26 protein-coding genes and 1 tRNA gene are annotated in these 22884 nt (G+C 51.8%); 16 read left to right on the top strand and 11 right to left on the bottom strand.

Going from position 1 to position 22884, the window contains the following annotated elements; translation table 11 throughout:
• Nucleotides 1–16 precede the first annotated feature (16 nt).
• From trpY to ACXJJW_RS04220, 4 genes are read left to right on the top strand one after another with little or no spacing between them, the layout of a single operon-like run.
• Entirely contained in the window at nt 17–526 is a 510-nt protein-coding gene (trpY, locus tag ACXJJW_RS04235) for a TrpY family transcription regulator (protein ID WP_456474484.1), read from the top strand.
• A gap of 38 nt (nt 527–564) precedes the next feature.
• On the top strand, nt 565–1521 hold the full coding sequence (locus ACXJJW_RS04230; protein ID WP_456474483.1) for an LLM class flavin-dependent oxidoreductase: 957 nt from the start codon (nt 565–567) through the stop codon (nt 1519–1521).
• Nucleotides 1514–2383, top strand: coding sequence for an LLM class flavin-dependent oxidoreductase (locus ACXJJW_RS04225; protein ID WP_456474497.1), 870 nt, complete (start codon nt 1514–1516; stop codon nt 2381–2383). Before ACXJJW_RS04230 ends, ACXJJW_RS04225 begins: the two co-directional genes overlap by 8 nt.
• Nucleotides 2380–3198, top strand: coding sequence for an MqnA/MqnD/SBP family protein (locus tag ACXJJW_RS04220; protein ID WP_456474482.1), 819 nt, complete (start codon nt 2380–2382; stop codon nt 3196–3198). Before ACXJJW_RS04225 ends, ACXJJW_RS04220 begins: the two co-directional genes overlap by 4 nt.
• On the opposite strand, the gene ACXJJW_RS04215 is transcribed toward ACXJJW_RS04220, so the two are convergent.
• Nucleotides 3188–3457: a hypothetical protein gene (locus tag ACXJJW_RS04215; protein WP_456474481.1), complete on the bottom strand. Its 270-nt coding sequence runs from the start codon at nt 3455–3457 to the stop codon at nt 3188–3190. The two genes, ACXJJW_RS04220 and ACXJJW_RS04215, sit on opposite strands and share 11 nt — an antisense overlap.
• 137 nt (nt 3458–3594) lie before the next feature.
• Here ACXJJW_RS04215 and gap point away from each other — a divergent pair, with 137 nt between their 5' ends.
• The 6 genes from gap to ACXJJW_RS04185 are packed head-to-tail and all read left to right on the top strand — an operon-like array spanning nt 3595 to nt 8522.
• The gene (gene gap / locus ACXJJW_RS04210; protein ID WP_456474480.1) at nt 3595–4611 is read left to right on the top strand and encodes a type I glyceraldehyde-3-phosphate dehydrogenase; all 1017 of its coding nucleotides are present in this window, start codon (nt 3595–3597) and stop codon (nt 4609–4611) included.
• Between the two features lie 7 nt (nt 4612–4618).
• Complete coding sequence (locus ACXJJW_RS04205) at nt 4619–5524, top strand: dihydroorotate dehydrogenase (RefSeq protein WP_456474479.1); 906 nt, start codon at nt 4619–4621, stop codon at nt 5522–5524.
• Nucleotides 5525–5529: 5 nt separating this feature from the next.
• Complete coding sequence (locus tag ACXJJW_RS04200) at nt 5530–6327, top strand: dihydroorotate dehydrogenase electron transfer subunit (RefSeq protein WP_456474478.1); 798 nt, start codon at nt 5530–5532, stop codon at nt 6325–6327.
• An 11-nt stretch (nt 6328–6338) separates the two neighbouring features.
• Nucleotides 6339–7454 (top strand): fructose-1,6-bisphosphate aldolase/phosphatase, encoded by a 1116-nt coding sequence (gene fbp / locus ACXJJW_RS04195; protein ID WP_456474477.1) that lies wholly within the window; start codon nt 6339–6341, stop codon nt 7452–7454.
• Between the two features lie 40 nt (nt 7455–7494).
• Entirely contained in the window at nt 7495–8169 is a 675-nt protein-coding gene (gene tpiA / locus ACXJJW_RS04190; protein WP_456474476.1) for a triose-phosphate isomerase, read from the top strand.
• A gap of 2 nt (nt 8170–8171) precedes the next feature.
• Complete coding sequence (locus ACXJJW_RS04185) at nt 8172–8522, top strand: hypothetical protein (protein WP_456474475.1); 351 nt, start codon at nt 8172–8174, stop codon at nt 8520–8522.
• Nucleotides 8523–8677: 155 nt separating this feature from the next.
• Here the strand turns inward: ACXJJW_RS04185 and ACXJJW_RS04180 are convergent, their stop codons facing one another.
• The 4 genes from ACXJJW_RS04180 to ACXJJW_RS04165 form a co-directional block, all read right to left on the bottom strand.
• On the bottom strand, nt 8678–10837 hold the full coding sequence (locus tag ACXJJW_RS04180) for a methyl-accepting chemotaxis protein (protein ID WP_456474474.1): 2160 nt from the start codon (nt 10835–10837) through the stop codon (nt 8678–8680).
• Nucleotides 10838–11151: 314 nt separating this feature from the next.
• Nucleotides 11152–11235: transfer RNA gene (locus ACXJJW_RS04175), tRNA-Ser, on the bottom strand.
• Nucleotides 11236–11783: 548 nt separating this feature from the next.
• Nucleotides 11784–12644 carry a recombinase family protein gene (locus ACXJJW_RS04170; RefSeq protein ID WP_456474473.1) on the bottom strand — a complete coding sequence of 287 codons (861 nt, stop codon included), beginning with the start codon at nt 12642–12644 and terminating at the stop codon, nt 11784–11786.
• Between the two features lie 47 nt (nt 12645–12691).
• On the bottom strand, nt 12692–13222 hold the full coding sequence (locus tag ACXJJW_RS04165) for a hypothetical protein (protein WP_456474472.1): 531 nt from the start codon (nt 13220–13222) through the stop codon (nt 12692–12694).
• A gap of 147 nt (nt 13223–13369) precedes the next feature.
• Between ACXJJW_RS04165 and thiD the strand changes: the two genes are divergently transcribed.
• The gene (gene thiD, locus ACXJJW_RS04160) at nt 13370–14683 is read left to right on the top strand and encodes a bifunctional hydroxymethylpyrimidine kinase/phosphomethylpyrimidine kinase (RefSeq protein WP_456474471.1); all 1314 of its coding nucleotides are present in this window, start codon (nt 13370–13372) and stop codon (nt 14681–14683) included.
• Between the two features lie 9 nt (nt 14684–14692).
• A complete protein-coding gene (locus ACXJJW_RS04155; protein ID WP_456474470.1) occupies nt 14693–15187 on the top strand; it encodes a YqaA family protein in 495 nt (164 codons plus the stop codon).
• A gap of 16 nt (nt 15188–15203) precedes the next feature.
• On the opposite strand, the gene ACXJJW_RS04150 is transcribed toward ACXJJW_RS04155, so the two are convergent.
• From ACXJJW_RS04150 to ACXJJW_RS04130, 5 genes are all read right to left on the bottom strand, one after another.
• Nucleotides 15204–15575, bottom strand: a complete 372-nt coding sequence (locus ACXJJW_RS04150) for a response regulator (RefSeq protein ID WP_456474469.1) — start codon at nt 15573–15575, stop codon at nt 15204–15206.
• The gene (locus tag ACXJJW_RS04145) at nt 15572–16039 is read right to left on the bottom strand and encodes a chemotaxis protein CheW (RefSeq protein WP_456474468.1); all 468 of its coding nucleotides are present in this window, start codon (nt 16037–16039) and stop codon (nt 15572–15574) included. The genes ACXJJW_RS04150 and ACXJJW_RS04145 overlap by 4 nt, the downstream gene beginning before the upstream one ends.
• 164 nt (nt 16040–16203) lie before the next feature.
• Nucleotides 16204–16467 (bottom strand): FTR1 family protein, encoded by a 264-nt coding sequence (locus ACXJJW_RS04140; protein ID WP_456474467.1) that lies wholly within the window; start codon nt 16465–16467, stop codon nt 16204–16206.
• A gap of 1 nt (nt 16468) precedes the next feature.
• A complete protein-coding gene (locus ACXJJW_RS04135) occupies nt 16469–16624 on the bottom strand; it encodes a hypothetical protein (RefSeq protein WP_456474466.1) in 156 nt (51 codons plus the stop codon).
• Between the two features lie 4 nt (nt 16625–16628).
• Nucleotides 16629–16781: a hypothetical protein gene (locus ACXJJW_RS04130; RefSeq protein WP_456474465.1), complete on the bottom strand. Its 153-nt coding sequence runs from the start codon at nt 16779–16781 to the stop codon at nt 16629–16631.
• 525 nt (nt 16782–17306) lie between these two features.
• Between ACXJJW_RS04130 and ACXJJW_RS04125 the strand changes: the two genes are divergently transcribed.
• Genes ACXJJW_RS04125 through ACXJJW_RS04110 form a run of 4 tightly spaced genes read left to right on the top strand, consistent with a single transcriptional unit; the run spans nt 17307 to nt 21039 of the window.
• Nucleotides 17307–18242, top strand: coding sequence for a CBS domain-containing protein (locus ACXJJW_RS04125; RefSeq protein WP_456474464.1), 936 nt, complete (start codon nt 17307–17309; stop codon nt 18240–18242).
• A 13-nt stretch (nt 18243–18255) separates the two neighbouring features.
• Nucleotides 18256–19110: a CBS domain-containing protein gene (locus ACXJJW_RS04120; protein WP_456474463.1), complete on the top strand. Its 855-nt coding sequence runs from the start codon at nt 18256–18258 to the stop codon at nt 19108–19110.
• Nucleotides 19111–19115: 5 nt separating this feature from the next.
• On the top strand, nt 19116–19895 hold the full coding sequence (locus ACXJJW_RS04115) for a CBS domain-containing protein (protein WP_456474462.1): 780 nt from the start codon (nt 19116–19118) through the stop codon (nt 19893–19895).
• A gap of 10 nt (nt 19896–19905) precedes the next feature.
• Nucleotides 19906–21039, top strand: a complete 1134-nt coding sequence (locus ACXJJW_RS04110; protein WP_456474461.1) for an RNA ligase — start codon at nt 19906–19908, stop codon at nt 21037–21039.
• Here ACXJJW_RS04110 and ACXJJW_RS04105 read toward each other — a convergent pair.
• Nucleotides 21020–22884, bottom strand: a 1865-nt coding sequence (locus tag ACXJJW_RS04105) for a PGF-pre-PGF domain-containing protein (protein WP_456474460.1), incomplete at its 5' end; no start/stop codon positions are given. The genes ACXJJW_RS04110 and ACXJJW_RS04105 overlap by 20 nt on opposite strands.

Genomic DNA, 22884 nt, shown 5'->3' with positions numbered 1-22884 from the left:
GACCAACTTTTATTAGATGCAGATGTGGAGCGAAATAGAAAAGCACTTCAGGAAATTTCCTGTGCAGAAAAAAGTTGCACTTTTTCTCCTTCGTAAGGGCTTTCAGGTGAATGAGAATGCACGTGTCTGCGTGGGCAACATTGAGATAGCCCACACTCAAATCGCCAGGGGGCTTGGCATAGACCGCAGAGTGGTTGATGCCACCGCCGAGAGGATAAGAAATGAGGAAAAGCTCTACAGGATATTCAGCAATCTGAGCTGTGTGGCCTTCTTCAGGGATGTTGCGCCGCTGCTGGGGCTCAGTGTTGTTATAATAACACCGGAGGACGCATCAAAGCCCGGGATAATAGGCAGCGTCGCGTCCAAGATATCAGAGTGGGGGATACCAATAAGGCAGGCAATAGCAGATGACCCCTACCTGGTCGACGACCCGAGGCTTACTGTGATAACCGAGGGGGAGCTGCCCGGTGACCTCATAAAGCAGCTAAGGGCGATTGATGGGGTAAAGAGGGTGACAATAATCTAGGCCTGCCTTTTCACATGTCACCCTTTGGGGATTGTTGGATGAAAATCTCCCTGGGACTTACAACGAGTATGCCCGTAAGGCAGGGGATAGAGCTTGCAGGGCTGGCGGAGGCACAGGGCTACTCGAGGATATTTGTGGGTGAGGATGCGCTATCCCGCGAGATTTTCACATACCTGGCAACCATTGCTGCAAAAACGCAGCACATAGACATAGCCTCCGGAATACTCTCCCCCTACCTCAGGAGTCTTGTACTCATCGCCTCAGCCACCGCAGGGCTCCAGATGCTCACGCAAAACCGCTTTTCCCTGGGTATAGGCGTGGGAGGTGTGCCCGAAATTATGAAGCTCACAGGAAGAGAACCCGACAATGCGGTGGCTGTGCTCAGAGAAACCGCAGAGGTGCTGCGCAGGGTATTCAGGGGCGAGGAGGTGAGCTATGAGGGCAGGAAGGCGTGCCTTCGCGGCTACAGGCTGCGCATACAGGGCGTCACAACACCCGAGATCCTCTTTGGGGTGCGCGGCAGGAGACTTCTCACCCTCGCCGGCGAGGTAAGCGACGGCGTCATATTCAGCGGGCCAACCGGATACCTCAGGCAGGCGATTGATGTGGTGAGGATCTCTGCAAAGAAGGCGGGGAGGAGGTTTGAGAGTCTGCGGAGGGTGGTGTGGAAGGGCTTTCTTCTGGGGGATGATGTGAATAGGGCCAGGCACATCACAGCCGCAATCATCGCAAGCTCACCCCAGGAGGTGCTCCGCATGCTGGAGATTGAAGAGGTGGGTGAAAGGATAAGGCGAGTCCTTGTTAAGCGCGACTATGCCCTTGCCGCCTCGCTTGTGCCAGAGAGCGCAGTGCAGGAGTTTTGCTTTACGGGCAGCGTAGAGGAGATTCTGGATGCAATGGAGGAGCTTTCCCGCCAGGGTTTTGATGAGTTTATTGTCGGCCCTCCCTTCGGCGACTCAGCGAAAGAGGTGGTGCGCAGATTTGGCTGTGCCTGAGCTTGGCATAAACTTCAACGGCGATTTGAACAGAGAGGAGCTCGGCGCTAGAGCGAAGCTCGCCGAGGACGGCGGTGTACACTACCTCTGGGTGGGTGAGTCCAAGCCCCTGGTGCACCCCTTTCCGGTAATGACACTTCTCGCCGAGAGCACGTGTGAGGCTACAGTGGGCTCCGCTATACTCTCTGCCATGAGCAACCGCTGCTTCCACATCGCAAGGGCATTTAATGTGCTCAAGGAAGCCTACGGAGAGCGCTTTATCGCAGGCATCGCTCCAGGGGACAGACACGGGTTGAGGGTTGAATGCATAGCGAGCAGAGGCGTTGTAAAGCGTCTCGAGAAGTGCATCTCCGCCATAGAGGGCGTGGTGCCGGTGTTCATAGGAGCCTCTGGCCCAAAGCTTATAGAGCTGGCCAGCATGAGGAGTGAGGGTGTTATACTCAACTACGCCCATCCCGAGTTCATAAGATGGGCTCTTCGCCACATGAAGAGAAAGGTGTACACCGCCTGCATCGCACCTGCGCTTGTTCTACCTGATAGGGAAAATGCCGCAGAGCTCCTGGGTGCAGCGGCGGTAATAGCGAGCGGAGCAAATCAGGTGTTCCTGGAGGATATGGGACTTGAGGAGAAGGCGGCAGAGGTGAGGAGGCTGGTGACCAAGCAACGCTGGGATGAGCTCACCCGGCACGAGAGCTTTCTTCTGGAGCACTTCACCCTCTCCGGCAGCGCCGAAGAGGTGGCGGAGAAGATAGGAGAGATTGCGGAGCTGGGCGTTGAGCAGGTCATCCTGGGCTCACCCTTTGTCAAAGCCAGGGAATTTGAGAAAATAATAAATAGCATAAGTGCAAGGCTACGCGTATGAGAATAGTAGTCGCCCACAGCCCTGACCCGGATGATGCCTTCATGTTCTATGCGCTTGCCACTCGCAGGATAGAAAGCGAATTTGAATTCGTGGATGTGATGGCAGACATAGAGACGCTGAACCGCCGTGCCATGCTCGGCGAGTATGAGGTAACGGCGATATCGATACATGCCTACCCCTATCTCGCAGAGCGATATGCCCTGCTCAACTGCGGGGCGAGTATGGGGGACAACTACGGCCCAGTCGTCGTCGCAAGAGGGGAGCTTGAATCCCTTGAGGGGAGACGCATCGCTGTGCCCGGAAAACTCACCTCCGCCTACCTCGCCCTGAAGCTGTACGAGAAGAACTTCTCTCCTGTGGAGGTACCCTTCGACCGCATACCTGAGGTTGTGGCGAGGGGTGATGTGGATGCCGGACTGCTCATCCACGAGGGGCAGCTTACCTATACCGAGCTCGGCCTGGCCAAGGTGGTGGACCTGGGCGAGTGGTGGCACCGCGAAACCTCGCTTCCACTGCCTCTGGGGGGCAATGCCATAAGGCGAGACTTGGGTGAGGAGGTTATGCTGAAGGTAGCCTCATACCTCAAGGAGAGTATCCGCTATGCCATGGAGCACGAGGAGGAAGCTCTGGAGTATGCGCTCCAGTTCGGGCGGGGACTCGACATGGAAAAGAACAGAAGATTTGTCAGGATGTACGTCAACGAGTACACCCTGGACTACGGCGAAGATGGAAGGCGCGCTGTAAGGCTGTTACTGAAGAAGGGTTATGAAAAGGGGATACTCAAAAAATACGTGGAGCCGGAGTTTATAGGGTAGACATGCTCTCCTCCACATATCCCCTGAGCAGCCTGAAAAGCTTTTCTTTATCCTCCTCGCCTAGGGTTTCGAACATCTCAATAAAATACTCAAAGGTCTTTTTTACGGGTATTCTCATCTCCCCGACGTCTGAATCGAGGATGACATAATCCTCACCATCTATCTTCTTGATTTCCTTAGCCTTAAAAACAGAAAAGAAGAATTCCTCTTCGCTTACGTTGTCCTTTTTTGGCAGAAATACACCTACTCCCTCGCTCATATACAATCCTCGATGGCGTGGTTATATATTGCTTTTGCATAGATGGGGGCTTGCCCATCACATTTTGAGGGAGGTATATGAAAAACTTTAAATCCTAACCATGCAAATGCAATAGCATCACACCAAGGAGGAGAAGCATGGTCAGGGTAGGAATCAATGGCTTCGGAAGGATAGGCAGGTGCATCTTCCGCGCCGCCTTTCGAAATGGCGGTTTCCGCGACGACGTTGAGATTGTTGCTGTTAACGATTTAACCGACTCCGCCACGCTGGCACACCTGCTGAAGTACGACTCGGTGCACGGCATCTTTGAGGCCAGTGTGGACGCTGGCGAGAATAGCATAATTGTTGATGGACGCGAGATTCGCGTGCTCTCTGAGCGCGACCCTGCGAATCTACCCTGGGGGGAGCTGGGAGTTGAGATAGTGCTCGAGTGCACGGGTTTCTTCAGGGACCGCGATGGCGCGAGTAAGCATCTCAGCGCGGGGGCGAAGAAGGTTATAATCTCAGCTCCGGCCAAGGATCCGGACATAACCATAGTGATGGGGGCTAACCACAAAAGCTACGACTCCAGCAAGCATAATATAATCTCCAACGCCTCATGCACCACCAACAGCCTTGCGCCTGTGGTAAAGGTGCTCCACGATAGCTTTGGGGTGAGGCGAGGACTCATGACCACCTGCCATGCCTATACTGCGTCGCAGCGCCTCCTCGATGCGCAGAGCAGGGATCTGCGAAGAGCCAGGGCGGCTGCGATAAACATCGTGCCCTCCACGACTGGCGCTGCAAAGGCGATTGGCCTGGTGCTGCCCGAGCTTGCAGGCAGGCTGGACGGCATGTCGCTGCGCGTGCCTGTGGCTGACGGTAGCATCACCGATTTAACTGTAGAGCTTGAGGGCGAGGTTACCCGCGAGGATATAAACAGTGCGCTTAAGAGCGCCGCTGAGGGAGAGCTTCGCGGGATTCTTCAGTATTCAGAGCTCCCCCTGGTGTCTAGCGACATAATAGGCAACCCTCACTCTTCGATAGTTGATGGGCTGCTCACAAAGGTTATAGAGGGCAACTTTGCAAAGGTCCTGACCTGGTATGACAACGAGTGGGGCTTCAGCAACCGCATGGTTGACCTGGCAAGCTACATAGGCAAAGCCATGGAGTAGGCGAGCAATGCTAGAGGTTGAGCTCTGCGGGATAAGGCTTAGAAACCCCACAATGCTTGCCTCGGGCATCCTGGGTACAAGCGGGGCTGCGCTCAAGCGCGTTGCGCTGAGCGGAGGCGCGGGGGCAATAGTAACAAAGTCGATAGGGCTTACGCCCAGAGAGGGCCACAGGAATCCAACCGTAGTCGAGATAAATGGCGGGTTGATAAGCGCCATTGGTCTGGCGAACCCCGGCTATGAGGAATTCGAGGAGGAGATACGCGTGGCCAAGGAGGGGGGCGTACCGGTGATAGGGAGCGTCTATGGCTTTAACTTCAGCGAATATGCCGCCGTCGCGGAGACCCTCCAGCGCTATGGTGTCGACGCCATTGAGCTGAATATCTCCTATCCCAATGTGGGCAAGGCGGGCGCATTTTTCGGCTACAGCGAGGAGCTCAGCCATGAGGTGGTGAAGGAGGTAAAGAAGCGGGTGAGCTTGCCTGTGTTTGCAAAACTCACCGCCGGCGCGGGTGATATCGTGGCAATAGCAAAAGCATGCGAGGATGCTGGCGCCGACGGCATAACCGCAATAGGCTCGCTCCGCGCCATGAAGATAGACATAATCACAGCCAAACCTGTGCTGGGCAACGAGGTGGGTGGACTCTCCGGAGCATGCATCAAACCCATTGCCCTGCGCTGCGTGTATGAGATAGCACGGGAGGTTGAAATTCCAGTAATAGGATGCGGTGGCATTACCACCGGCGAGGATGCGGTGGAGTTCTTCCTGGCTGGTGCTAAGGCGGTGCAGATAGGTACCGGCGTACTCTACCGCGGCATAACCATCTTTAAAAAGGTTTCTCAGGAGATTAAGGAGTATCTGGAGGAGAATGAGTACAGCAGCATTGATGATATAGTAGGGCTTGCCCTGAGGTAGTTGATATGCACGAGATGCAGGTTACCAGGATAAAGAAGATAATCAAGGAGACAAAGCGTATAAAGACCTTTATACTAGACCTCGATGTGAGCGCGATTCCGGGACAGTTTGTGATGGTCTGGCTCCCGGGCGTGGATGAGAAGCCCATGAGCGTCTCCTACACCCGGGGAGACCTGGGTATAACTGTGCTCCGCCTGGGTGACTTCACCCGCAGACTCTTCGAGCTCAGCGTTGGCGACCTGCTGGGGATACGCGGGCCAATGGGACGGGGCTTTAAGGTTTACGGTGATAAGCTTCTGCTTGTGGGCGGTGGCGTTGGAGTTGCACCTCTGGCACCGCTCGCCGAAGAGGCGCTTGGTGATGGAAAGGAGGTTACGGCGATAATCGGGTCGATTACCAGGAGTGAGCTTCTGTTTGTGGAGCGCATCCAGAAGGCTGGCGGCAGGGTGTTTATCTCCACCGACGACGGGAGCGCCGGCAGGAAGGGCTTTACCACCGACGTGCTGCGCGAACTTCTGGAGGAGGAGACCTTCGACCAGTGCTTTACCTGCGGTCCTGAGATAATGATGGCCAAGGTGCTGGAAATAACCCAGGAAAAGGGTATTCCAACGCAGGCCTCTCTGCACAGGTACTTTAAGTGCGGCATTGGAATCTGCGGGCAATGTGTGATTGACGACATAGGCCTGCGCGTATGCAAGGAAGGTCCAACCTTCAGGGACAAGGAGCTCAGAAAGTCAACCGAGTTTGGAAGATACTGGCGTAACGCCGCCGGACAGAGGATATACTTTGGAGGAAAGAAGTAGAGGTGAGAAGGATGAGCAAGGTTACTGTAAGCCTGATTAAGGCAGATGTGGGTGGCTATCCCGGGCACGTTGCTGTGCACGAAGAGCTGAAGCAGGAAGCCGATAAGGTTCTGAAAGAGGGCAAGGAAACGGGTGTTATAGTGGATTATCACGTGATGAGCGCCGGCGATGACCTTGAGCTTGTGATGAGCCATCGCCGCGGTGTGGACAATGAGGAGGTGCACGGCCTGGCCTGGCGCACCTTTGAGACAGCCACTGCCCGCGCCAAGGAGCTCAAGCTCTACGGCGCCGGTCAGGATCTGCTGAGCGATGCCTTCTCTGGCAATATTCGAGGGATGGGCCCGGGTGTCGCTGAGCTGGAATTTAAGGAACGCAGGTCGGACCCCCTCGTGGCTTTCATGATGGATAAGACGGAACCAGGGGCCTTCAATCTGCCCATGTTTAAAATCTTCGCTGACCCCTTCAACACCGCAGGCCTTGTCATAGACCCAAGCTGTCACATGGGCTTCCGGTTTGAGGTGTGGGATATTATGGAGCACCGGCGCGTGATACTCAGCACCCCAGAGGAGATGTACGACCTTCTTGCGCTTATCGGCGCCAAGTCGCGGTATGTGATTAAGCGGGTTTACCCCAAGGAGGGGCACAGCATAGATAAGGATGAAGCAGTGGGGGTTGTGAGCACAGAGAAGCTGTATCAGATCGCAGGCGAGTACGTCGGCAAGGACGACCCCGTTGCCCTGGTAAGGTCCCAGTCGGGTCTGCCTGCGCTGGGCGAGGTTCTTGAGCCATTTGCCTTCCCCCACCTTGTAAGCGGATGGATGCGGGGCTCGCATAATGGACCGATAATGCCCGTGAGCTTTAAAGATGCGAGGTGCACCCGCTTTGACGGCCCACCAAGGGTTATAGCTGCCGGTTTCCAGGTGGCTAACGGCAGGCTTATTGGACCTGTGGACCTCTTCGACGACCCCGGCTTTGACTACACCCGCAGGAAAGCAATGGAGGTCGCCGAATATATGCGCCGCCACGGTCCCTTTGAGCCCCACCGCCTGCCTTTAGAGGACATGGAATACACCACTCTGCCAGGTGTGCTCAAGCGCCTGAAGGAGCGGTTTGATGATGTGGAGTAGCTAAGGAGGGGTGTGCTTTGATGCTTGAGGTGATAAGCGAATGAGGATAAAAACGCCAGTGATAATGCTCAATGTGAAGGCATACAGCGAGAGTATGGGAGCTCGCGATGTAGAGCTGGCGAGGCTATGCGAGAGCGTTGCCGAGGAGACGGGGGTCAGCATGGCCTACTGCCCGCAGCAGGTGGATTTAGCTCTAGTCGCCAGAGAGGTTGATATACCTGTGCTGGCGCAGCATGTGGAGGCTTTCTCACCAGGGTCGCATACGGGTTATGCGGTGCTGGAGGCGGTCAGGGAAGCCGGCGCTGTGGGAACGCTGGTCAATCACAGCGAGCACCGCATGCAGCTTGCGGATATAGATGCTATAGTTACACGTGCAAAAGAGCTCGACCTCTATACCGTCGTGTGCACCAACAACATCGCAACAAGCAAAGCCTGCGCTGAGCTCGCGCCGAGCTGCATAGCGGTGGAGCCTCCCGACTTAATAGGCACCGGCATACCTGTTTCAAAAGCCGAGCCGGAGGTGGTGCAGCGCAGCGTGGAGGCGGTGAAGGACATCAGCAAGGACACTGCGGTGCTCTGCGGCGCCGGGATAAGCTCCGGCGAGGACGTTCGTGCGGCGATTGAGCTGGGCGCAGAGGGAGTGCTCCTCGCCAGCGGCGTGGTAAAGGCAAAGGACCCGAGGGCGGTGCTCTTAGACCTGGCGAGGGGGATTTGAGTTTGCCAGGATTGGAGATGAACAGGCTTATAGCCATCGTTGGTTTTACGTTCTTTGTGCTGCTTGTTGGCTGTACGAGCGCTGGAGTGAATACAGAGACAGCTTCATCACCTTCCACAAAAGCGCCAATATCAGCACAAACCCAGCCACCAGAGACATCTGCCAGCGAAGTGCTACACGGCGAGGGCAGATGTGACCAGTGCCATGAAGCTCAGACCCTTGATGACATCCGCGCGGGAGTGCATGAGCTGGGTTTTACGCTGTTTGAAGGACACAAAGAATTCTGCAGAGAGTGCCACGACGTCCAGGACACATGTACAAATTGTCACGGCTTCCCTGATGTAATGGAGTAGGATGTTACTGCTAAGAGCTTATATCTCACTATCCACGGCCTAGTATCTCTCAAAATGCCTCCTTCTGATATTAAAGCTGCAATTATAATCGACAGGGAGAAGGAGAAGTTTGAAGGTTAGAGTCGGAACCCGCCATGATAACCCAGCGTGCGGGATTAAGCCACATGGGCAGGGAGCTGGGCTTCAGCCTCAACTTCTTCGCGCCCTGCACCGTTCATTTTAAAGGAATTCACAATTCCCTGAAGGTCGTTTGCCAGACGGGCCAACTCCTGGGCTGAGGCGGCGAGCTCTTCCATGCTTGCGGTCTGCTCCTCCGTTGCGGCTGAAGCTCCTTCAGCACCTGATGCGGCTTCTTCTGCAACCGATGCCACCTGACTGATTATATCTACTATTTCGCCGGAAATCTCTTTCTGTTCCTGGGCCGCTTCGGTTATCTCTAGCATCCGGGTGGTGGCTTCTGAGACAGACGCCACTATTCCGCTTAGAGCCTCCAGGGCATTATTGACAACCTCACTGCCTTCAGACACCTCTATTGTACCCCTCTCCATTCCCTCCACGGCCATATCGATTTCAGCCTGGATTTCCTTAATCAAGTCACCAATCTTCTCAGCAGCCTTGGAGGAGTCCTCCGCCAGCTTTCTCACCTCCTCAGCAACCACTGCAAAACCCTTACCATGCTCCCCAGCACGCGCCGCCTCAATCGCCGCATTCAGCGCAAGCAGATTCGTCTGCTCCGCTATACTCGAGATGACCTCCACAATATTTGAGATTTCCTTTGATCTGCTGCCCAGTTCTTTGACCTTACCTGAAGTATCCTCTGTTACTTCCAGGATTGATTTCATCTTACGCGCGGCTGCCTCGGCAGACCTGCCACCCTCTTTTGCAGACTCTTCAGCTTTTTTGGCGATTTCAGCGGCGATGCCTGCGCTTTCTGCCACTTCGTTTATAATATCAGACAGTTTCTTTACCTCCTGAGAGCCCTTGTGTACCTGAGAGGAGGTATCCTGAGCCCCCAGTGCGATTTGCTGTACAGTGTCAGAAATCTGTGTTGTGGTGGCATTCATCTCCTGGGAGGAAGCCGCAAGTTCCTCTGAAGTGGACGCAAGTTTTGATGCTGCTTTCTTCAGCCTAAACATCATTTTTTTGAGATTTCTGCTAGCCTTGTTAACCGCCGAAGCGATTTTATTTATGGCATCATCTTTGACAATCTCAAGCTCTGGATGGGTTAAATCGCCTCTTGCAATGGCCTCCACCGCCGGCAGAATACGATTTACCTGTGCCTCAAGGTATTCCTTGCTTGCAAGCATCTCCTTTTCCTTGGCCTTGACCTCACTTATGTCCTTAAAGAACTCGATAACGCCTATTATGTTGCCTTTGACATCCCTATATGGTGTTGCGGTTACTATGGTGGGAATTACCCTGCCATCCGATGTGGTCTTTTCTAACTCAACTGTAAGCATTTTTTCACCTTGAAGGACCCTATTTAAGGTGGATATCTCAGTCTCACAACCAGGTCCTTTCTGCCCGTAGCACTCTATTTTCTGCCCCTCTTTTACACCGGTGAGATTCATCATCGCCTGGTTCTGCATTATAACATTAAATTCTCTGTCGATAACCCTAAGGGGCTCGCCCATGCCATTAACAAGTTTTTGCTCGCCCTCGCGAAGGGCGTGTCTTATGCCAGCTACCATCTCCCTCATAGCAATGGTTAGCTCCCCTATCTCATCACCGAATTTTGGTTTGCTGATTTTCTGTTCCAGATTTCCAGAGGCAACCTGTTTGGCAGCATTCTTAAGTGAACCAATAGGGTCGATTATTGTCTTGCCTATTAAAACCCACGCTATGCCTATGGCGAGAAGATTCATAAGCAGTATGCCAGCGAGAAATGCCTTCAGCTTTGATATCTTTTCCTCAAACACTTCCTGGTATAGCTTCACCGCCTTGTTCATCTCAGTAAGGAGTTTTATATTGTTGTCATGGATATACGTGAGTGCAGACTGGAATTCTTTACTATCCCTGGGGGCACTTTCTATGATTTTGATTCTGGGGTAAAAATCATCCCATATCCCCCTTACTATAAGTAGCTGCTCTCTGACCTTATCGGGTGCAGGAGGTATTCTCATGTCATCATTACCATCTATAAGAGCGTTTAGGGACCTATCGAACCGTGAGGCGGTTTCTTCCAGGGCATCACGGTTGTTCATTTCCATCGTAGCAATCATAAACGCCTCTTTTGTCATCTTCTGAGAAAGCATCCTCTGGGCCCCGGCAACGTTTATCACATTGCCGTCGTCCTTCTGGGTCTGAATGAACATAAGAACCCCTGCAACATTTACAACTGCAAGTAGAAACATTAAAATCAGTATGCAACCGATTTTCCACCTTATGCTCATATTTCTTATATTCAATTAAGCCCCCATCCCTGGCTTATTATGTAGTGTTGATACAAGAAGGACTTTAAAACCATTATAATGTTTATCTTTCGAGATTTGAAACGAAAAAAGAGAATATAATCGTGTTTACGCCGGGGAAGGGATTCCGAACCAAACTTCAGAAAGTTTGATCGTCAGATTGCGGTATTTTCGCTGCACTCCAATACCGCTATTTATCCTCCGATGTTTCAAAATTACGCCGGGGAAGGGATTTGAACCCCTGAGCTCTTACGAGCACCAGATCTCGAGTCTGGCGCCTTTCCGGGCTAGGCTACCCCGGCATAGTTTGTAAATCCTTCATCTTTACCAAGGCAATAGTTTTTTGTTACCTGTATGAGCCGCATTTATCTATCAAATTGTAAACATTATTGTAAAATGCTGCCCTGTCAAAGTTTAAAACATATATTGTAAAAAATATATTATTTAAGATAGATATTTGAAGAACACTTTTACAAAAATTGTTTCACTTTGCAAATATTGTTGTAATCCTGCGCGTAAACTCTCCCGGCACGTTGTGTCCCAGGTGATAAGCCATCGCCCAGAAGATATCGAACCAGCTCTTCCTTCAGCAGAGGCCCATACCCATAAAGTCACCGATTGCCATAACAAAGTAAAAATTTTTAATCGCAGTGTGTTTCCTAAGGTATTACCCATTCCAAGGGTGAGAAAATCGCTCTCAGGGCAAATCACGCGGTCTTCCGGGACCACGCCACCTTGAAAACTTCAGCTAAACCCACAAAATAACCGACAACTATCTTTCGTATTTTGTAAAGGCTTCATTTTTTATATATGCGTAAACAACGGACTACCGTCGTTTACCGGGACCAGGTTAAGTTATATATACGGGAATGCCGCCCCTGCTCTCAATTATCTTCTGGACTTTATTGAAGGTTTCTCTGTCTATAATTGGCTCATGTTTATTCTTTTTAATAATTCCATTCCATTCAAGGTACCCTGCATAAATTGGATTCTTTAAAATCCTCGAAATGGTATATTTTGCCCATTTTTTTCCTTTCTTTGTGGGAATCCCCAGCCCATTGAGTAGACTGCAGATCTCATCGAGGGTCTTTCCTCTGACATATTCCTGGAAAATCAGCCTAACATATCTCGCCTCCTCCGGGTTGACTATCAGGCTGCCCTCTGAATAGTTGTAACCATAAGGATGGGCAAATCCGAGATAGGGATGCCTTCCTCCATCTAGTTGCTCCGCTGGTGTTTTTGCCTTCTGCTCCATTCCGGTATATACGCGCTCGCCAATCTGCTCACTCTCCAGCTGAGCGATGCGCTGTATAATGTCCATTACAAATCGCCCCATCGCCGTGCTGGTGTCCAGGCTTTCAGTCATGCTTACAAATTCTCTATTTTTTTCTTTAAGAAGTTCCATCATCTCCATGAAATTTCTTGAATTCCTGTGAATCCTATCCATTTTTAATACAAGAAGCACATCCCAGCTGTCCATCTCCTCAAGCATCCTTTGATATGCAGGCCTGTTGACATACCTGCCCGAGTACCCGTCATCCACGTACTCTCTGTAGACCTTCCATCCTCTTGCAGAGCAGTAGCTGCGCAGCCTCTCAAGCTGTGCATCAAGTGAGAAACCTTCCTTCGCCTGGTCCTCGGTGGAAACCCTTACATATATAGCGGCCTTTTTTATATATTCCCCATTACCATTCTTCTTTACTCTACCCATAATTTTATTTTTTAAATATTGCAGATATATAGCTTTCCCTTGGCAAATTATGACAAATTTTCTAAAATTCTGTCTATTTCTCTTAGTGATGCCTCCCTAAGTCTTTTTCCTCTCTCATCTCTGGGCCTCATCTTCTTTATAAGATACCGATATCTCCCGGCAATTCTTTTAATTTTTGATTTTTGCGAGCCAATATTCCCTTTTTCAATACTTTCAGAGATTTTTTCTAATTTTTCATGATATCTAGCCAATCTTTCATAGGCACTGGTGGATATCTTTTTAGTTGTCGTTTTTCTGTCCCCATGCACTGGCTTACCACCCCTCAGCAGCTCTGTGAATTCCTCCAGCAGAGAGGCAAGTTCCCTCCCCTTTTCTGTCAGGGTGACAATCTTCGACCTTCCCCTTTTTGTCGTCACCACCACCCCAATCTTTTCAAGTTCTCTAATTAAATTAAATGAATGTGCATATGTCGAGTTCGTTTCAGATGCTATCTCCGATATATTCGCCGAATTTCTATTTTTCAGATAAAATAGGATCTCTTTCGGTTTCCTCCGTAAAAATAGCTCTTTCATTCTCATCACCTCTAGTATATTCTAGAATGTATATGTTTAATAATATATAAACTTTTCCGTCCTTTACAATAATCTTTTATGATATAAAACAATGTTGAAATTTTACAATATTGTTTTAATAATTAAAAATACAACTGTTAGTAGGGTGTAGATATGAAAAATATCACATGTCTAACAATCGCTGGATCAGATAGCGGCGGCGGAGCAGGGATTCAGGCGGACACCAAAACCTTCACCGCCCTTGGGGTACATGGTGTCAGTGTTATAACCTCTGTAACTGCACAAAATACGCAGCGCGTCGAGGACGTTTTTAATCTTCCGCTGAGCTTTGTTAAAAGGCAGCTGGAAGCTGTGCACAGAGACTTCGAGATAAAAGCTGCGAAGACGGGGATGCTCGCCACAGAGGAGATGATCAAGCTTGTGGCAGAAAATATGGGCGATTACCCTCTTGTTGTCGACCCCGTGATGGTGGCTACCTCCGGCGACAGACTGCAGGAGAGCAGTGCGGTTGAAGCTCTTAAAAGGTACCTCCTGCCCAAAGCAAAGCTGGTCACTCCCAACATACAAGAGGCAGAGGTGCTTTCTGGGATAAAAATCGGCACCCTTGAGGATGCAAAAGATGCGGCTTTAGCAATAGCAGAAAATGCAAAGGCGGTGCTGGTAAAAGGCGGACATCTGAAGGGTATAGACGTGCTTTACCATGAGGGGGAATTTTACGAGTTCTCCGCGCATTACCATGAGGGCAGGTACCACGGCACAGGCTGCACATATTCCTCAGCCATCGCTGCGTACCTTGCAATGGAGTTCGAATTGAAGGAGGCTGTAAAGAAGGCAAAGGAGTACATTGCAGATGCGATAGAGGATGCCTACTCTCCGGGCAAGGGTGCCAAGGTTCTGAATCAGGTTGTAAGTCTGGAGAGGGAGGCAGAGAGATATGCGGTGCTCACTGATTTAGAGGCGGCAGTGGAGGAGGTTGTGAATCTTCCGGGTTTCCACAGATTGATACCCGAGGTGGGAATAAATTTTGTTTACTCCCTTCCACACCCGAGGGATGCAGGGGATGTAGCCGGAATCAGGGGGAGGATAGTAAATGCTGCAGGCAAGGCTGTTATCGCAGGTTGCATCGGTTTCACAGCTTCGCAACACGTCTCAAGGGTGCTGCTCGCAGCTTCGCAAAGAGACAGGAGCACAAGGTCGGCGATGAACATCAGGTATTCCCTAGAGACGCTGAGGGCTGTGAAAAACTCTGAGCTAAAGGTGGCCAGCTTCTCAAGGGAGGAGGAACCCTCTGGCGTCAGCAGCATGGAGTGGGGAACCAGGAGGGCGATAGAAGAGTACGGAGGGGTTCCAGATGCCATTTACGACGAAGGAGCCGTGGGAAAGGAGCCAATGATAAGGCTTCTTGGCAGAAATCCGCAGGACATAGTCTTAAAGGTTAGGAGGATACTTGAAAATATGCACAGATAAGGTGCTGACGTGTTTGAATCTTTACTCCTCTGGGGTCAGAGCTTTGTAGAGAGCTATGGAATGCTCGGTTTATTCATTGTGATTCTTATTGGTTCCTCTCCCCTACCAGTACCTGTGGAAGTCTTTGCCCTTACCATGGTCTCACTGGGCGCATCCCCACTGGCGACGGTGGTACTGGCAACCATCGGCGCAACGCTGGGGGGTATGCTCACCTACAGTATAGGTTACGGTATCATTAAAATCTCCGGCTTGGAGAGCAAAATGAAGGAAAAAGGGGAAAAGGCCAGAAGATGGTTTGAGCATCATGGTGCGTATGCCGTATTCCTCTTTGCCCTGGCCCCTTTACCCTACGATGCCATAGCTCTTGTCTCTGGTGCTGCGCGCATGAGGATAACAAGTTTTGTAACTGCCACCCTCACCGGAAGGCTGCTTAGATATGCGCTGGTTGTTTCCGGTGGGCAGGAAGTACTGAAGGTTCTGTACCCCTTCTTCAGCTCACTTTAGGCCTCAACATTTTGGTCTAACTCGTTCTGTGGACCACCTTCTTTATGCTTTCGACCAGCTTGCCGGGTTGAAAAGGCTTTATGATGTAATCCTTGGCACCTGCCTGAATTGCCTCAATAATCATGGACTGCTGCCCCAGCGCACTGCATATAATTATCCTGGCATTCGGGTCATAGTCTATTATCTCCTTTACCGCCTCTATGCCGTCTTTCTCTGGCATTACTATGTCCATCGTCATGATATCCGGCCTTACCTCCTTGTACTTCTCCACGGCCTCCACACCGCTGCTCGCCTCGCCTACCACCTCATATCCGGCCTGTTTTAGTATCTTCTTCAGCATATTCCGCATAAAAGCTGCATCGTCTGCTATTAAAACCCTAAGGCTCACTCCTTCACCTCCTCTCTAACCTTTGCAATGCGCCCCATCTCTTCCGGGCTGAGAATCCTGCTCAACTCGAGTATGATGATAAGCCTGTCATCGCGCTTGCCCACGCCCACTATGAAACTTGCGTCTATTCCAAAAACTCTATCTGGTTTATCAATCTCCTCCTTTGTAAGGCTGAGCACCTCAGTAACAGCGTCCACAATTATACCGGCTGGCCCCTCCTGGTCGAGTACCACAATTCTCGCGTTGGTGGTGTCGCCCTCTGGCAGGTTGAACAGCCTTCTCAGGTCCAGCACCGTTGTGAGCTGTCCGCGCAGATTTATAATCCCCTCAACAAACTCAGGCGCGCGAGGTAGTTTTGTTATGCGTCTGAGCTCTATTATCTCCCTTACCTGAGAAACATCCACGGCGTACTCCCCATCGTCCAGTTTGAAGACCACCAGCCTTAGCTCCTCAGCTTCGTTCATCCCCGTCACCTAAAGGTTGAACTTGCCAACAAGCTGCTGCAAAAAGAGGACAACCTCTCTAGATCCATTTTTATCTACCTCTCGGGGAACTATGGGCCTTATTTAAAAGGAGTTCAGCTGGTACATATATAACAGTTACTGAGGTTGTCAGAGGAAAAAGAAAACTAGAGAATCTCTGGCTTTGCACCTGCTGCCTGCCTGGATTCTCTGAAGTTCTTTGTCAGGTAATAACCCACCACAAACCAGTAGCCCAGGTAGGCGAGAACCTCTGTAAGAGAGGGGTTGCCGTTGTATCCGATTAGCGACTTTAGCATGCTGCCGATGAGTCCCTTCTCATGCAGCGCCGGATAGGTGCCGTCACTGTTAACCGGGGGGTTGATGTCCCACACATGCTCAATTACCGGCGGGATTATCCCTGCCTCGTTCATCTCATGGACACCGTATGCAACCAAACCGGAGGCAAAGACAACAAGTAGAATGCTGGTATATTGCAAGGCTGAGAACACCCACCGCACTGATGCCTGCTATCAGCCCGGCTGCGGTGCTCAGGGGCTCCTTTACCGCTATTGCACCGAGGAATAGCACCGTCTCAACGCCCTCCCTGAATACCGCTTAAATGCCAGCGCAGTAATGCCCCATGCGGAGCTTCTGCCCAGGGAGACATCCACCTTGTTTTGAAGCTCCCAATTATCAGCGCGGCTTCAAGAGCCTCTCTGAAGGTGACCACAAAGCTCGCTATCATATCTTTATCTCTTGGAATCTCAGAATCAGCATGTTACTTTTTCAGGCCCGTCATGTACCCTGCTCTCTAACTCCCGGAGCTCATCGCTGGCTAATGCCTGAGCTCACCCGGGGACCCTCTTTGCAGAGAAAGGGATTTCTCTGACGAGCCCTGTCTAGCGCGTGGTTGGCCTCACCCTCATCGCCTGCTTACTCTGCACCCTCGGGGAGGGGCCCATACGCGCCGTGTCCCCGCCAGCTTGCCCCGGCTCTCACAGCAGGCTTACACCAGCTCAAACCGGTCTTCGTGCTGGCGGTACATAAAAGAAGAGAAGCATAACCTACGCAGGGGTTTTAAAAATTGTGCCCATCCCCCAACCCGGTATTTGGGCATGGGCTGAGAATGCTCCAAAGGTTTATTAACCACGTAAGGACAGATATTAATCAATGGCTGGGGTCGCAAGATTTACTTATGTGAAGCTACTTGCCAAGGGAGGATGCAACCCGCTTTTTTCATATTTATACAGTCAGCTTCAGGAGGTATGGAATGCAGAATGAGCATGTGGACGTGAAGAGGAAGGAGAAGTACACCATAAGTCAGGCAAGGGACAGGGGTTCGCTGGATTTCCAGAGCCATATATCAAACAAATCAGGCACAATAATGAACATAGCCACAAAGGATGTGGTTACCGTCCCGCCTACAATGACAATAAAGGGCGCCGCAGAAACCATGACAAAGTATCGCTTTCGCAGGTTGCCGGTTGCGGACCCTGGAACAAAGAAGTTGATAGGAATTATAGGCTCAAGCGACATAATTGATTTGCTGGGTGGAAATGAGAAAACCCGTTTAATAAGCGAGAAGTATGGAGGAAACTTTCTGGCTGCTATAAACGAATCAATTCATGAAATCATGGTGACCGATGTGGTAACGCTCCCAACCAGCGCGAGTATTGACGATGCCCTGAGGGAGATATCCAACTCAAAGATAGGGGGCGTTGTGGTGGTGGACGACGAGGAGCGCGTGACAGGCATAGTTACAGAGCGCGACTTTGTCTATCTCATGGCTGAGAAGAAGACCGGTAAGACAGTCGAAGAGTACATGACGCATAAGGTAATAACCACCACCAAGGGTACCACACTGGGAGATGCCGCAAAGATAATGGTGAGGAACAGCTTCCGCCGCCTGCCGGTGGTGAGTCAGGGCTTCCTTGAGGGACTTCTCACAACTAGGATGATAATAGAGTTCATAGGCAGAAACCACATCTTTGAGAAGATTGTTAAGAATCGCCTTGATGAAGTGCTCAAAACCCGTGTCTCTGAGATAATGAGCAGAGATGTGCCCACTGTAACCCCCGATGTGGACCTGGGCGATGTTGCGAGGATGATAGAAGAGACCGGCGTTGGTACCGTCTGCGTGGTCGAGGACAGCCGGCTTCTGGGTATAATTACAGAACGCGACTTGGTGAGGGCACTTATAGGTTAAGGGGGGAGCAGAAATGAGGCTGGAGAAGTACATGAGTTCTCCGGTTATAGCCGCAGAAGCAGATGCCACACTGGACCATATCCGCAAATTGATGATAAAAAATGAAATCTCACGCATCGTTATACTGGAGAGCGGCAAACCTGTGGGGATAATAACTCAGAAGGACATGGCACGCCGTCTCGGCGAGGGGCGCGCACCCTGGAGAAGGAGACCAATAGACAAGGTGGCAAGCTCCCGCGTGATGACGCGAGGGCTGATAACCCTTCCGCCAAGTGCAGAGGTGGCAGAGGCCGCGAGGCTGATGATGGACAAAGGCATATCCTCAATACCCGTGGTTGAGGACGGAGAGCTTGTTGGCATAGTGACCACCACGGACCTGCTACGCGCATATGAGGAGAACATGGAGGGTATATTTAAAACCGCAGAGCTGATGACACGGGAGGTTATAACCGCAAACAGAAATCACACTATTTCCCATCTGGTGGAACTCATGGTTGAAAACGGTATAAGCAGAGTTATAATAACCGACGGCGCAACTCCCGTGGGCATAGTCACAGCAACCGACCTGAGCCTGCTCGAGCTGGAGGATCCGGTGCTCGGTATAAAGGCAAAGCGTGTGCTCTACGTAAGAAAGCCTGCACAGGCTTCGCGCCCGAGGTACAGGTACATCAAAACTCTGCCTTTTGTAACCGCAGGCGACGTAATGAGCAGTGAGCTTATAACAGCCAGTGAGACGGAGGATTCCGCCATCGCCGCTGGCCGGATGCTGAAGCATCGCATATCTTCGCTTCCAGTTGTCAATGAGAACTTTGAGCTTCAGGGAATTGTAACAAAACGCGATGTCCTCAAGGCAATGGTTGAGAGGTGAATAGGATGAAAACAGAGCAGCTTATGACACCTGAGGTTGTGACGATAGATAAGGACAGAAAGCTTTCTGACGCCCTCGGAATTATGGAGAAGCACCGGATTTCCAGACTTGTGGTTGTAAATGAGGGTAAGATAGTGGGAATAGTTACCGACAAGGATATACTGGAGGTTATGGGCTCTTCCAAGTATGCAAATAAGCTGCCCAGCAGCCTGCATGTGTCCACGGCTATGAGCAGGGGTGTAATAACCGTGGGTAAGGATGCCGATGTGAGTGAGGCTGCCAGGCTGATGCTCAGTCACAGGATAAAGAGCCTGCCGGTGGTGAACGACGGCGAGCTGGTGGGAATAGTTACCACCACCGACCTGCTTAAACCTCTGCAGGATAGCGAGGAGAAGGTTGAAAAGGTCATGACAAGGCGGGTTATTACAATCTCTCCAGAAGATAGAGCAATTCACGCGCGCAGATTGATGCTGGACAACGGCATCTCCCGCCTGGTGGTGATTGAGGAGGGAAATATCGTAGGGATTTTAACGGAGAGGCAGCTCGGCAGAGCACTGGGGGCCTTCAAGAGCGCCGCTGACAGCAAGCAGGTCAACAGGGTGCGCAACATGATAGTTGAGGATGTCATGACCCAGGCGGTGGTGACGCTGAGCAGCGATTCAACCGTGGGTGAGACCTCAAAACTCATGCTGGAGCGGGGTTTCTCAGGCATCCCCATAGTCGACGCCGGTGACAACCTTGCTGGCATAGTGACGAAGACGGACCTGATGAAGCTTCTTGTATGAAGGAAACAGAATGAGAATTGCGGAGATAGCCGAGAAACTTGGCTTGGCTGAGTGGCGTCTGAAGGGCGCACTGGACAGGCATTCCATCCAGCAGGTGCGGGATTTCCAGCCGGAGTATCTGGTGTTTAAGAAGGACCTGGCTGGGATAGAGCGGGGTACCGCCGTATTCCTCGGCGAAGAGCCAGGTGTTGTCCGCGGGTTCCCGAAGATCAAGCGCGCCTTCTACCTCGAACCTCTGCTGAAGAAGCACTTCTCCTCCAGTATTGCTGTGGAGGAGAAGATGAACGGCTACAATGTGCGCCTCGCCCTGGTGGAGGGAAAGCTTCTTGCCCTCACCCGTGGGGGCTATGTGTGCCCCTACACCACAAGCAAGCTCCGCAAGAGCGAGGGTGCTGTGCGCTTCCTCGAGGAGAACCCATCGCTGATGCTGTGTGGTGAGGTGGTGGGTGAAAAGAACCCATATGTGGTTCACAGCTATCCGGAGGCAGGAGATTTCGGTTTTTTTATCTTTGACGTCCGCCACAGGGAAAGCAATGAGAGCATGCCCGTACTTGAGAGAAACTCCTTAATTGAGGAGTATGACCTCAGGCACGTAAGGCTCTTGGGGATTTTCGATAAAGACAGGGCCACGAGTGAGATCTTCAGAATAACCAGAGAGCTTGCCGCTGAGGGCAGGGAGGGCGTGGTTATTAAGGACCCGGAGATGAGGCATCCACCCATAAAGTACACACCCTCACATACCAATGCCTCCGACCTGGCGTACGCCTTCCACTTCCCCTATGAGTACGGCAGGGAGTTTTTCTTTTCGCGAATTATACGCGAGGGTTTTCAGGCTGTGGAGTGGGATGAGAGTGATGCCCTGCTGGAGGAGCGCGCACTGAGGCTGGGGAAGAGCATACTCCTGCCCATGGTGGAGAGTATCAGAAAGGTAAAGCAGGGGGAGATTCTCACCGAGGACTATGAGCTGAGCTTCGAATGCAGGGCGGAGCTGGAGGAATTTCTCACCTACCTGCGCAGACAGGGGGTTCTTTTTATTGTGGAGGAAGTGGAGAGGCTTGAGGAGGGAATAAAGGTTAAAATAAGGAGGTTGAGAAACTCCAGCACAGACAAGATAAAATCTGTGCTCAGCGGTAGGGGCGAGTAGTGACCCTTCTCACCAGGAATACAGAAAGCAGACTCAGGAGGAGCACAGATGTCGGACCGCAGATACCCCTTCCTGCCTCCTGCTCAGCTTCTGAAACATTCTCCTCCATGGGTCCTGCTTCCCCAGTAGCGTTCATCTCCTCTCCAGACGTCTCCTCTTTATCTTCTTTGCCTTCTTCTGATGTCTTTTCCACTGTCTCATTCTTTGTCAGGAGGCTCATAATCTGCGCCAGGCCCTCAATATCTTTTACCTCCTCCTTGACTCTGAATCCCGATCCCTTCTCGCCGGCAACAGCGAAGTAGGAAAACTCGGGGGTAGCGGCTTTGTATATGAAGAAGCCCTCATCCTCACCCAGAGGCTGTGTCTCGAGTTCCTCCCAGCGCTTCGCGTACCTGAGCATGACCACCGTCGATGGGTTGATGTTCTCCTCCTTGAGCCAGGCTTTGCTCACCCTGAACACCACCTCAGCCTTTTCGATGTATGTATCCGGCTTTTTATACTCTATCCTGAAGTACCTGTACACCTCCCTTGCGGGCTCCGGGAATGCTGTCCATGCAGGCTTGGTCTTGTAGGTCTCCACCGATATGGTGGTGTAGTAGTGGGTTAGTGCGGCGTGGATTGTTACTTTCACTATGTCTGGCACGCACTCCTCGTCGAAGGTTGCGATGGCGCTACTGCCCTTGAACACCTTCTCAATTTCTGCAACGTTGCACGGCAGAGCGCCGCCACCGCCACCACCTCCCCCGCCGCCATTACCGCCACCGCCTGAAGCAACGGAGAAGGTCCTAGCCGGCGTCGCATTCGCATTGCCGAAGGTGTCGTTCGCAAAGACGTAGAAGGTGTAGCTGTTCCCGCTGGAGACGCTCTTGGTTATGTTCACATAGCCGGAAGAGTAGTTGAGGCTCTGATTGGCACCATTCCAGCTGAGTATCAGCGTATCTGGATGCGTTTCATTAATGGAGATGTTTATGGTGACGCTGCTCGTGCCAGTGCTCAGGGTGGCGCTATCGCCGGGTGTGGGCGGGAGGAGGGTTAGCCGCGGAGGAGTTGTGTCAACGGTAACAGTGACGTTCTGAAGCGATGTCTGGTTGTTGCCAGCTTTATCCTCCGCCCTGCTGGTGATGTTGTATTCACCATCGCCTGCGATTTGCCATTCGTAGCTCCAGTTAGCCGTGCCATTCGCCAGCGCCCAGGTTGCGCCGCCGTCAACACTCACCCACACTCGTGCTAAGCCGCTCCCGTTGTCCTGCGCTGTACCGTTGATGAGGTAGCTGCTGGTGGAGATGTTCTCATTGGGTAGCGGAGAGAGCACTTGCGATGCTGGTGGCGTCCTGTCTACAATCACAGTCACGTACGTGGCGTTGCTTCTGCCAATGGTGTCGGTGGCGTTTATGGTTATGTTGTACTCGCCCTCAGCCAGCGCAGAGGTGTTCCAGGTGGCGTTGTACCACACATTAGAGCCGTTGTAGGTTAAGTTCAGCACTTCCGAGTAGGTGGCATTGGACACGTTCGCCACGACAGAGGCGACGCCCACACCGGCATCGCGTGCAATCACGCTTATTGTTACCACACCCTTAACACCTGTGCCGTTGGCCGGGGTGATATTTGCCACCTCGGGAGGTAGGGTGTCTATGGTGACAACCCTCACCCGGGTGGCGTTGGCATTGCCCGCGGTGTCGTTCACCCACGCATAGTAGGAGTAGCGCCCGTCGGTGAGATTGTCACGGATGAGGCTGGTGTAGCTGCCGCTGTATGGCTGTGAGATGTTGGTGCCGTTCCAGCTCAGTATCAGCGTGTCAGGATAAGGCTCCGCGTGGCTGACGTTGATGGTTATGTTGTGCGTGG

This window comes from Candidatus Pyrohabitans sp. (genome assembly GCF_054014795.1).
This window is presented reverse-complemented; position numbering and strand designations above follow the sequence as displayed.

What these genes read in the sequence shown, in the direction of transcription:
- trpY (WP_456474484.1), top strand. Translation starts at nt 17, where the DNA reads ATGCAGATGTGGAGCGAAATAGAAAAGCACTTCAGGAAATTTCCTGTG.
- ACXJJW_RS04230 (WP_456474483.1), top strand. Translation starts at nt 565, where the DNA reads ATGAAAATCTCCCTGGGACTTACAACGAGTATGCCCGTAAGGCAGGGG.
- ACXJJW_RS04220 (WP_456474482.1), top strand. Translation starts at nt 2,380, where the DNA reads ATGAGAATAGTAGTCGCCCACAGCCCTGACCCGGATGATGCCTTCATG.
- ACXJJW_RS04215 (WP_456474481.1), bottom strand. Translation starts at nt 3,457, where the DNA reads ATGAGCGAGGGAGTAGGTGTATTTCTGCCAAAAAAGGACAACGTAAGC.
- gap (WP_456474480.1), top strand. Translation starts at nt 3,595, where the DNA reads ATGGTCAGGGTAGGAATCAATGGCTTCGGAAGGATAGGCAGGTGCATC.
- ACXJJW_RS04205 (WP_456474479.1), top strand. Translation starts at nt 4,619, where the DNA reads ATGCTAGAGGTTGAGCTCTGCGGGATAAGGCTTAGAAACCCCACAATG.
- ACXJJW_RS04200 (WP_456474478.1), top strand. Translation starts at nt 5,530, where the DNA reads ATGCACGAGATGCAGGTTACCAGGATAAAGAAGATAATCAAGGAGACA.
- fbp (WP_456474477.1), top strand. Translation starts at nt 6,339, where the DNA reads ATGAGCAAGGTTACTGTAAGCCTGATTAAGGCAGATGTGGGTGGCTAT.
- tpiA (WP_456474476.1), top strand. Translation starts at nt 7,495, where the DNA reads ATGAGGATAAAAACGCCAGTGATAATGCTCAATGTGAAGGCATACAGC.
- ACXJJW_RS04180 (WP_456474474.1), bottom strand. Translation starts at nt 10,837, where the DNA reads ATGTTCATTCAGACCCAGAAGGACGACGGCAATGTGATAAACGTTGCC.
- ACXJJW_RS04170 (WP_456474473.1), bottom strand. Translation starts at nt 12,644, where the DNA reads ATGGGTAGAGTAAAGAAGAATGGTAATGGGGAATATATAAAAAAGGCC.
- ACXJJW_RS04165 (WP_456474472.1), bottom strand. Translation starts at nt 13,222, where the DNA reads ATGAGAATGAAAGAGCTATTTTTACGGAGGAAACCGAAAGAGATCCTA.
- thiD (WP_456474471.1), top strand. Translation starts at nt 13,370, where the DNA reads ATGAAAAATATCACATGTCTAACAATCGCTGGATCAGATAGCGGCGGC.
- ACXJJW_RS04145 (WP_456474468.1), bottom strand. Translation starts at nt 16,039, where the DNA reads ATGAACGAAGCTGAGGAGCTAAGGCTGGTGGTCTTCAAACTGGACGAT.
- ACXJJW_RS04140 (WP_456474467.1), bottom strand. Translation starts at nt 16,467, where the DNA reads ATGAACGAGGCAGGGATAATCCCGCCGGTAATTGAGCATGTGTGGGAC.
- ACXJJW_RS04130 (WP_456474465.1), bottom strand. Translation starts at nt 16,781, where the DNA reads ATGATAGCGAGCTTTGTGGTCACCTTCAGAGAGGCTCTTGAAGCCGCG.
- ACXJJW_RS04125 (WP_456474464.1), top strand. Translation starts at nt 17,307, where the DNA reads ATGCAGAATGAGCATGTGGACGTGAAGAGGAAGGAGAAGTACACCATA.
- ACXJJW_RS04120 (WP_456474463.1), top strand. Translation starts at nt 18,256, where the DNA reads ATGAGGCTGGAGAAGTACATGAGTTCTCCGGTTATAGCCGCAGAAGCA.
- ACXJJW_RS04115 (WP_456474462.1), top strand. Translation starts at nt 19,116, where the DNA reads ATGAAAACAGAGCAGCTTATGACACCTGAGGTTGTGACGATAGATAAG.
- ACXJJW_RS04110 (WP_456474461.1), top strand. Translation starts at nt 19,906, where the DNA reads ATGAGAATTGCGGAGATAGCCGAGAAACTTGGCTTGGCTGAGTGGCGT.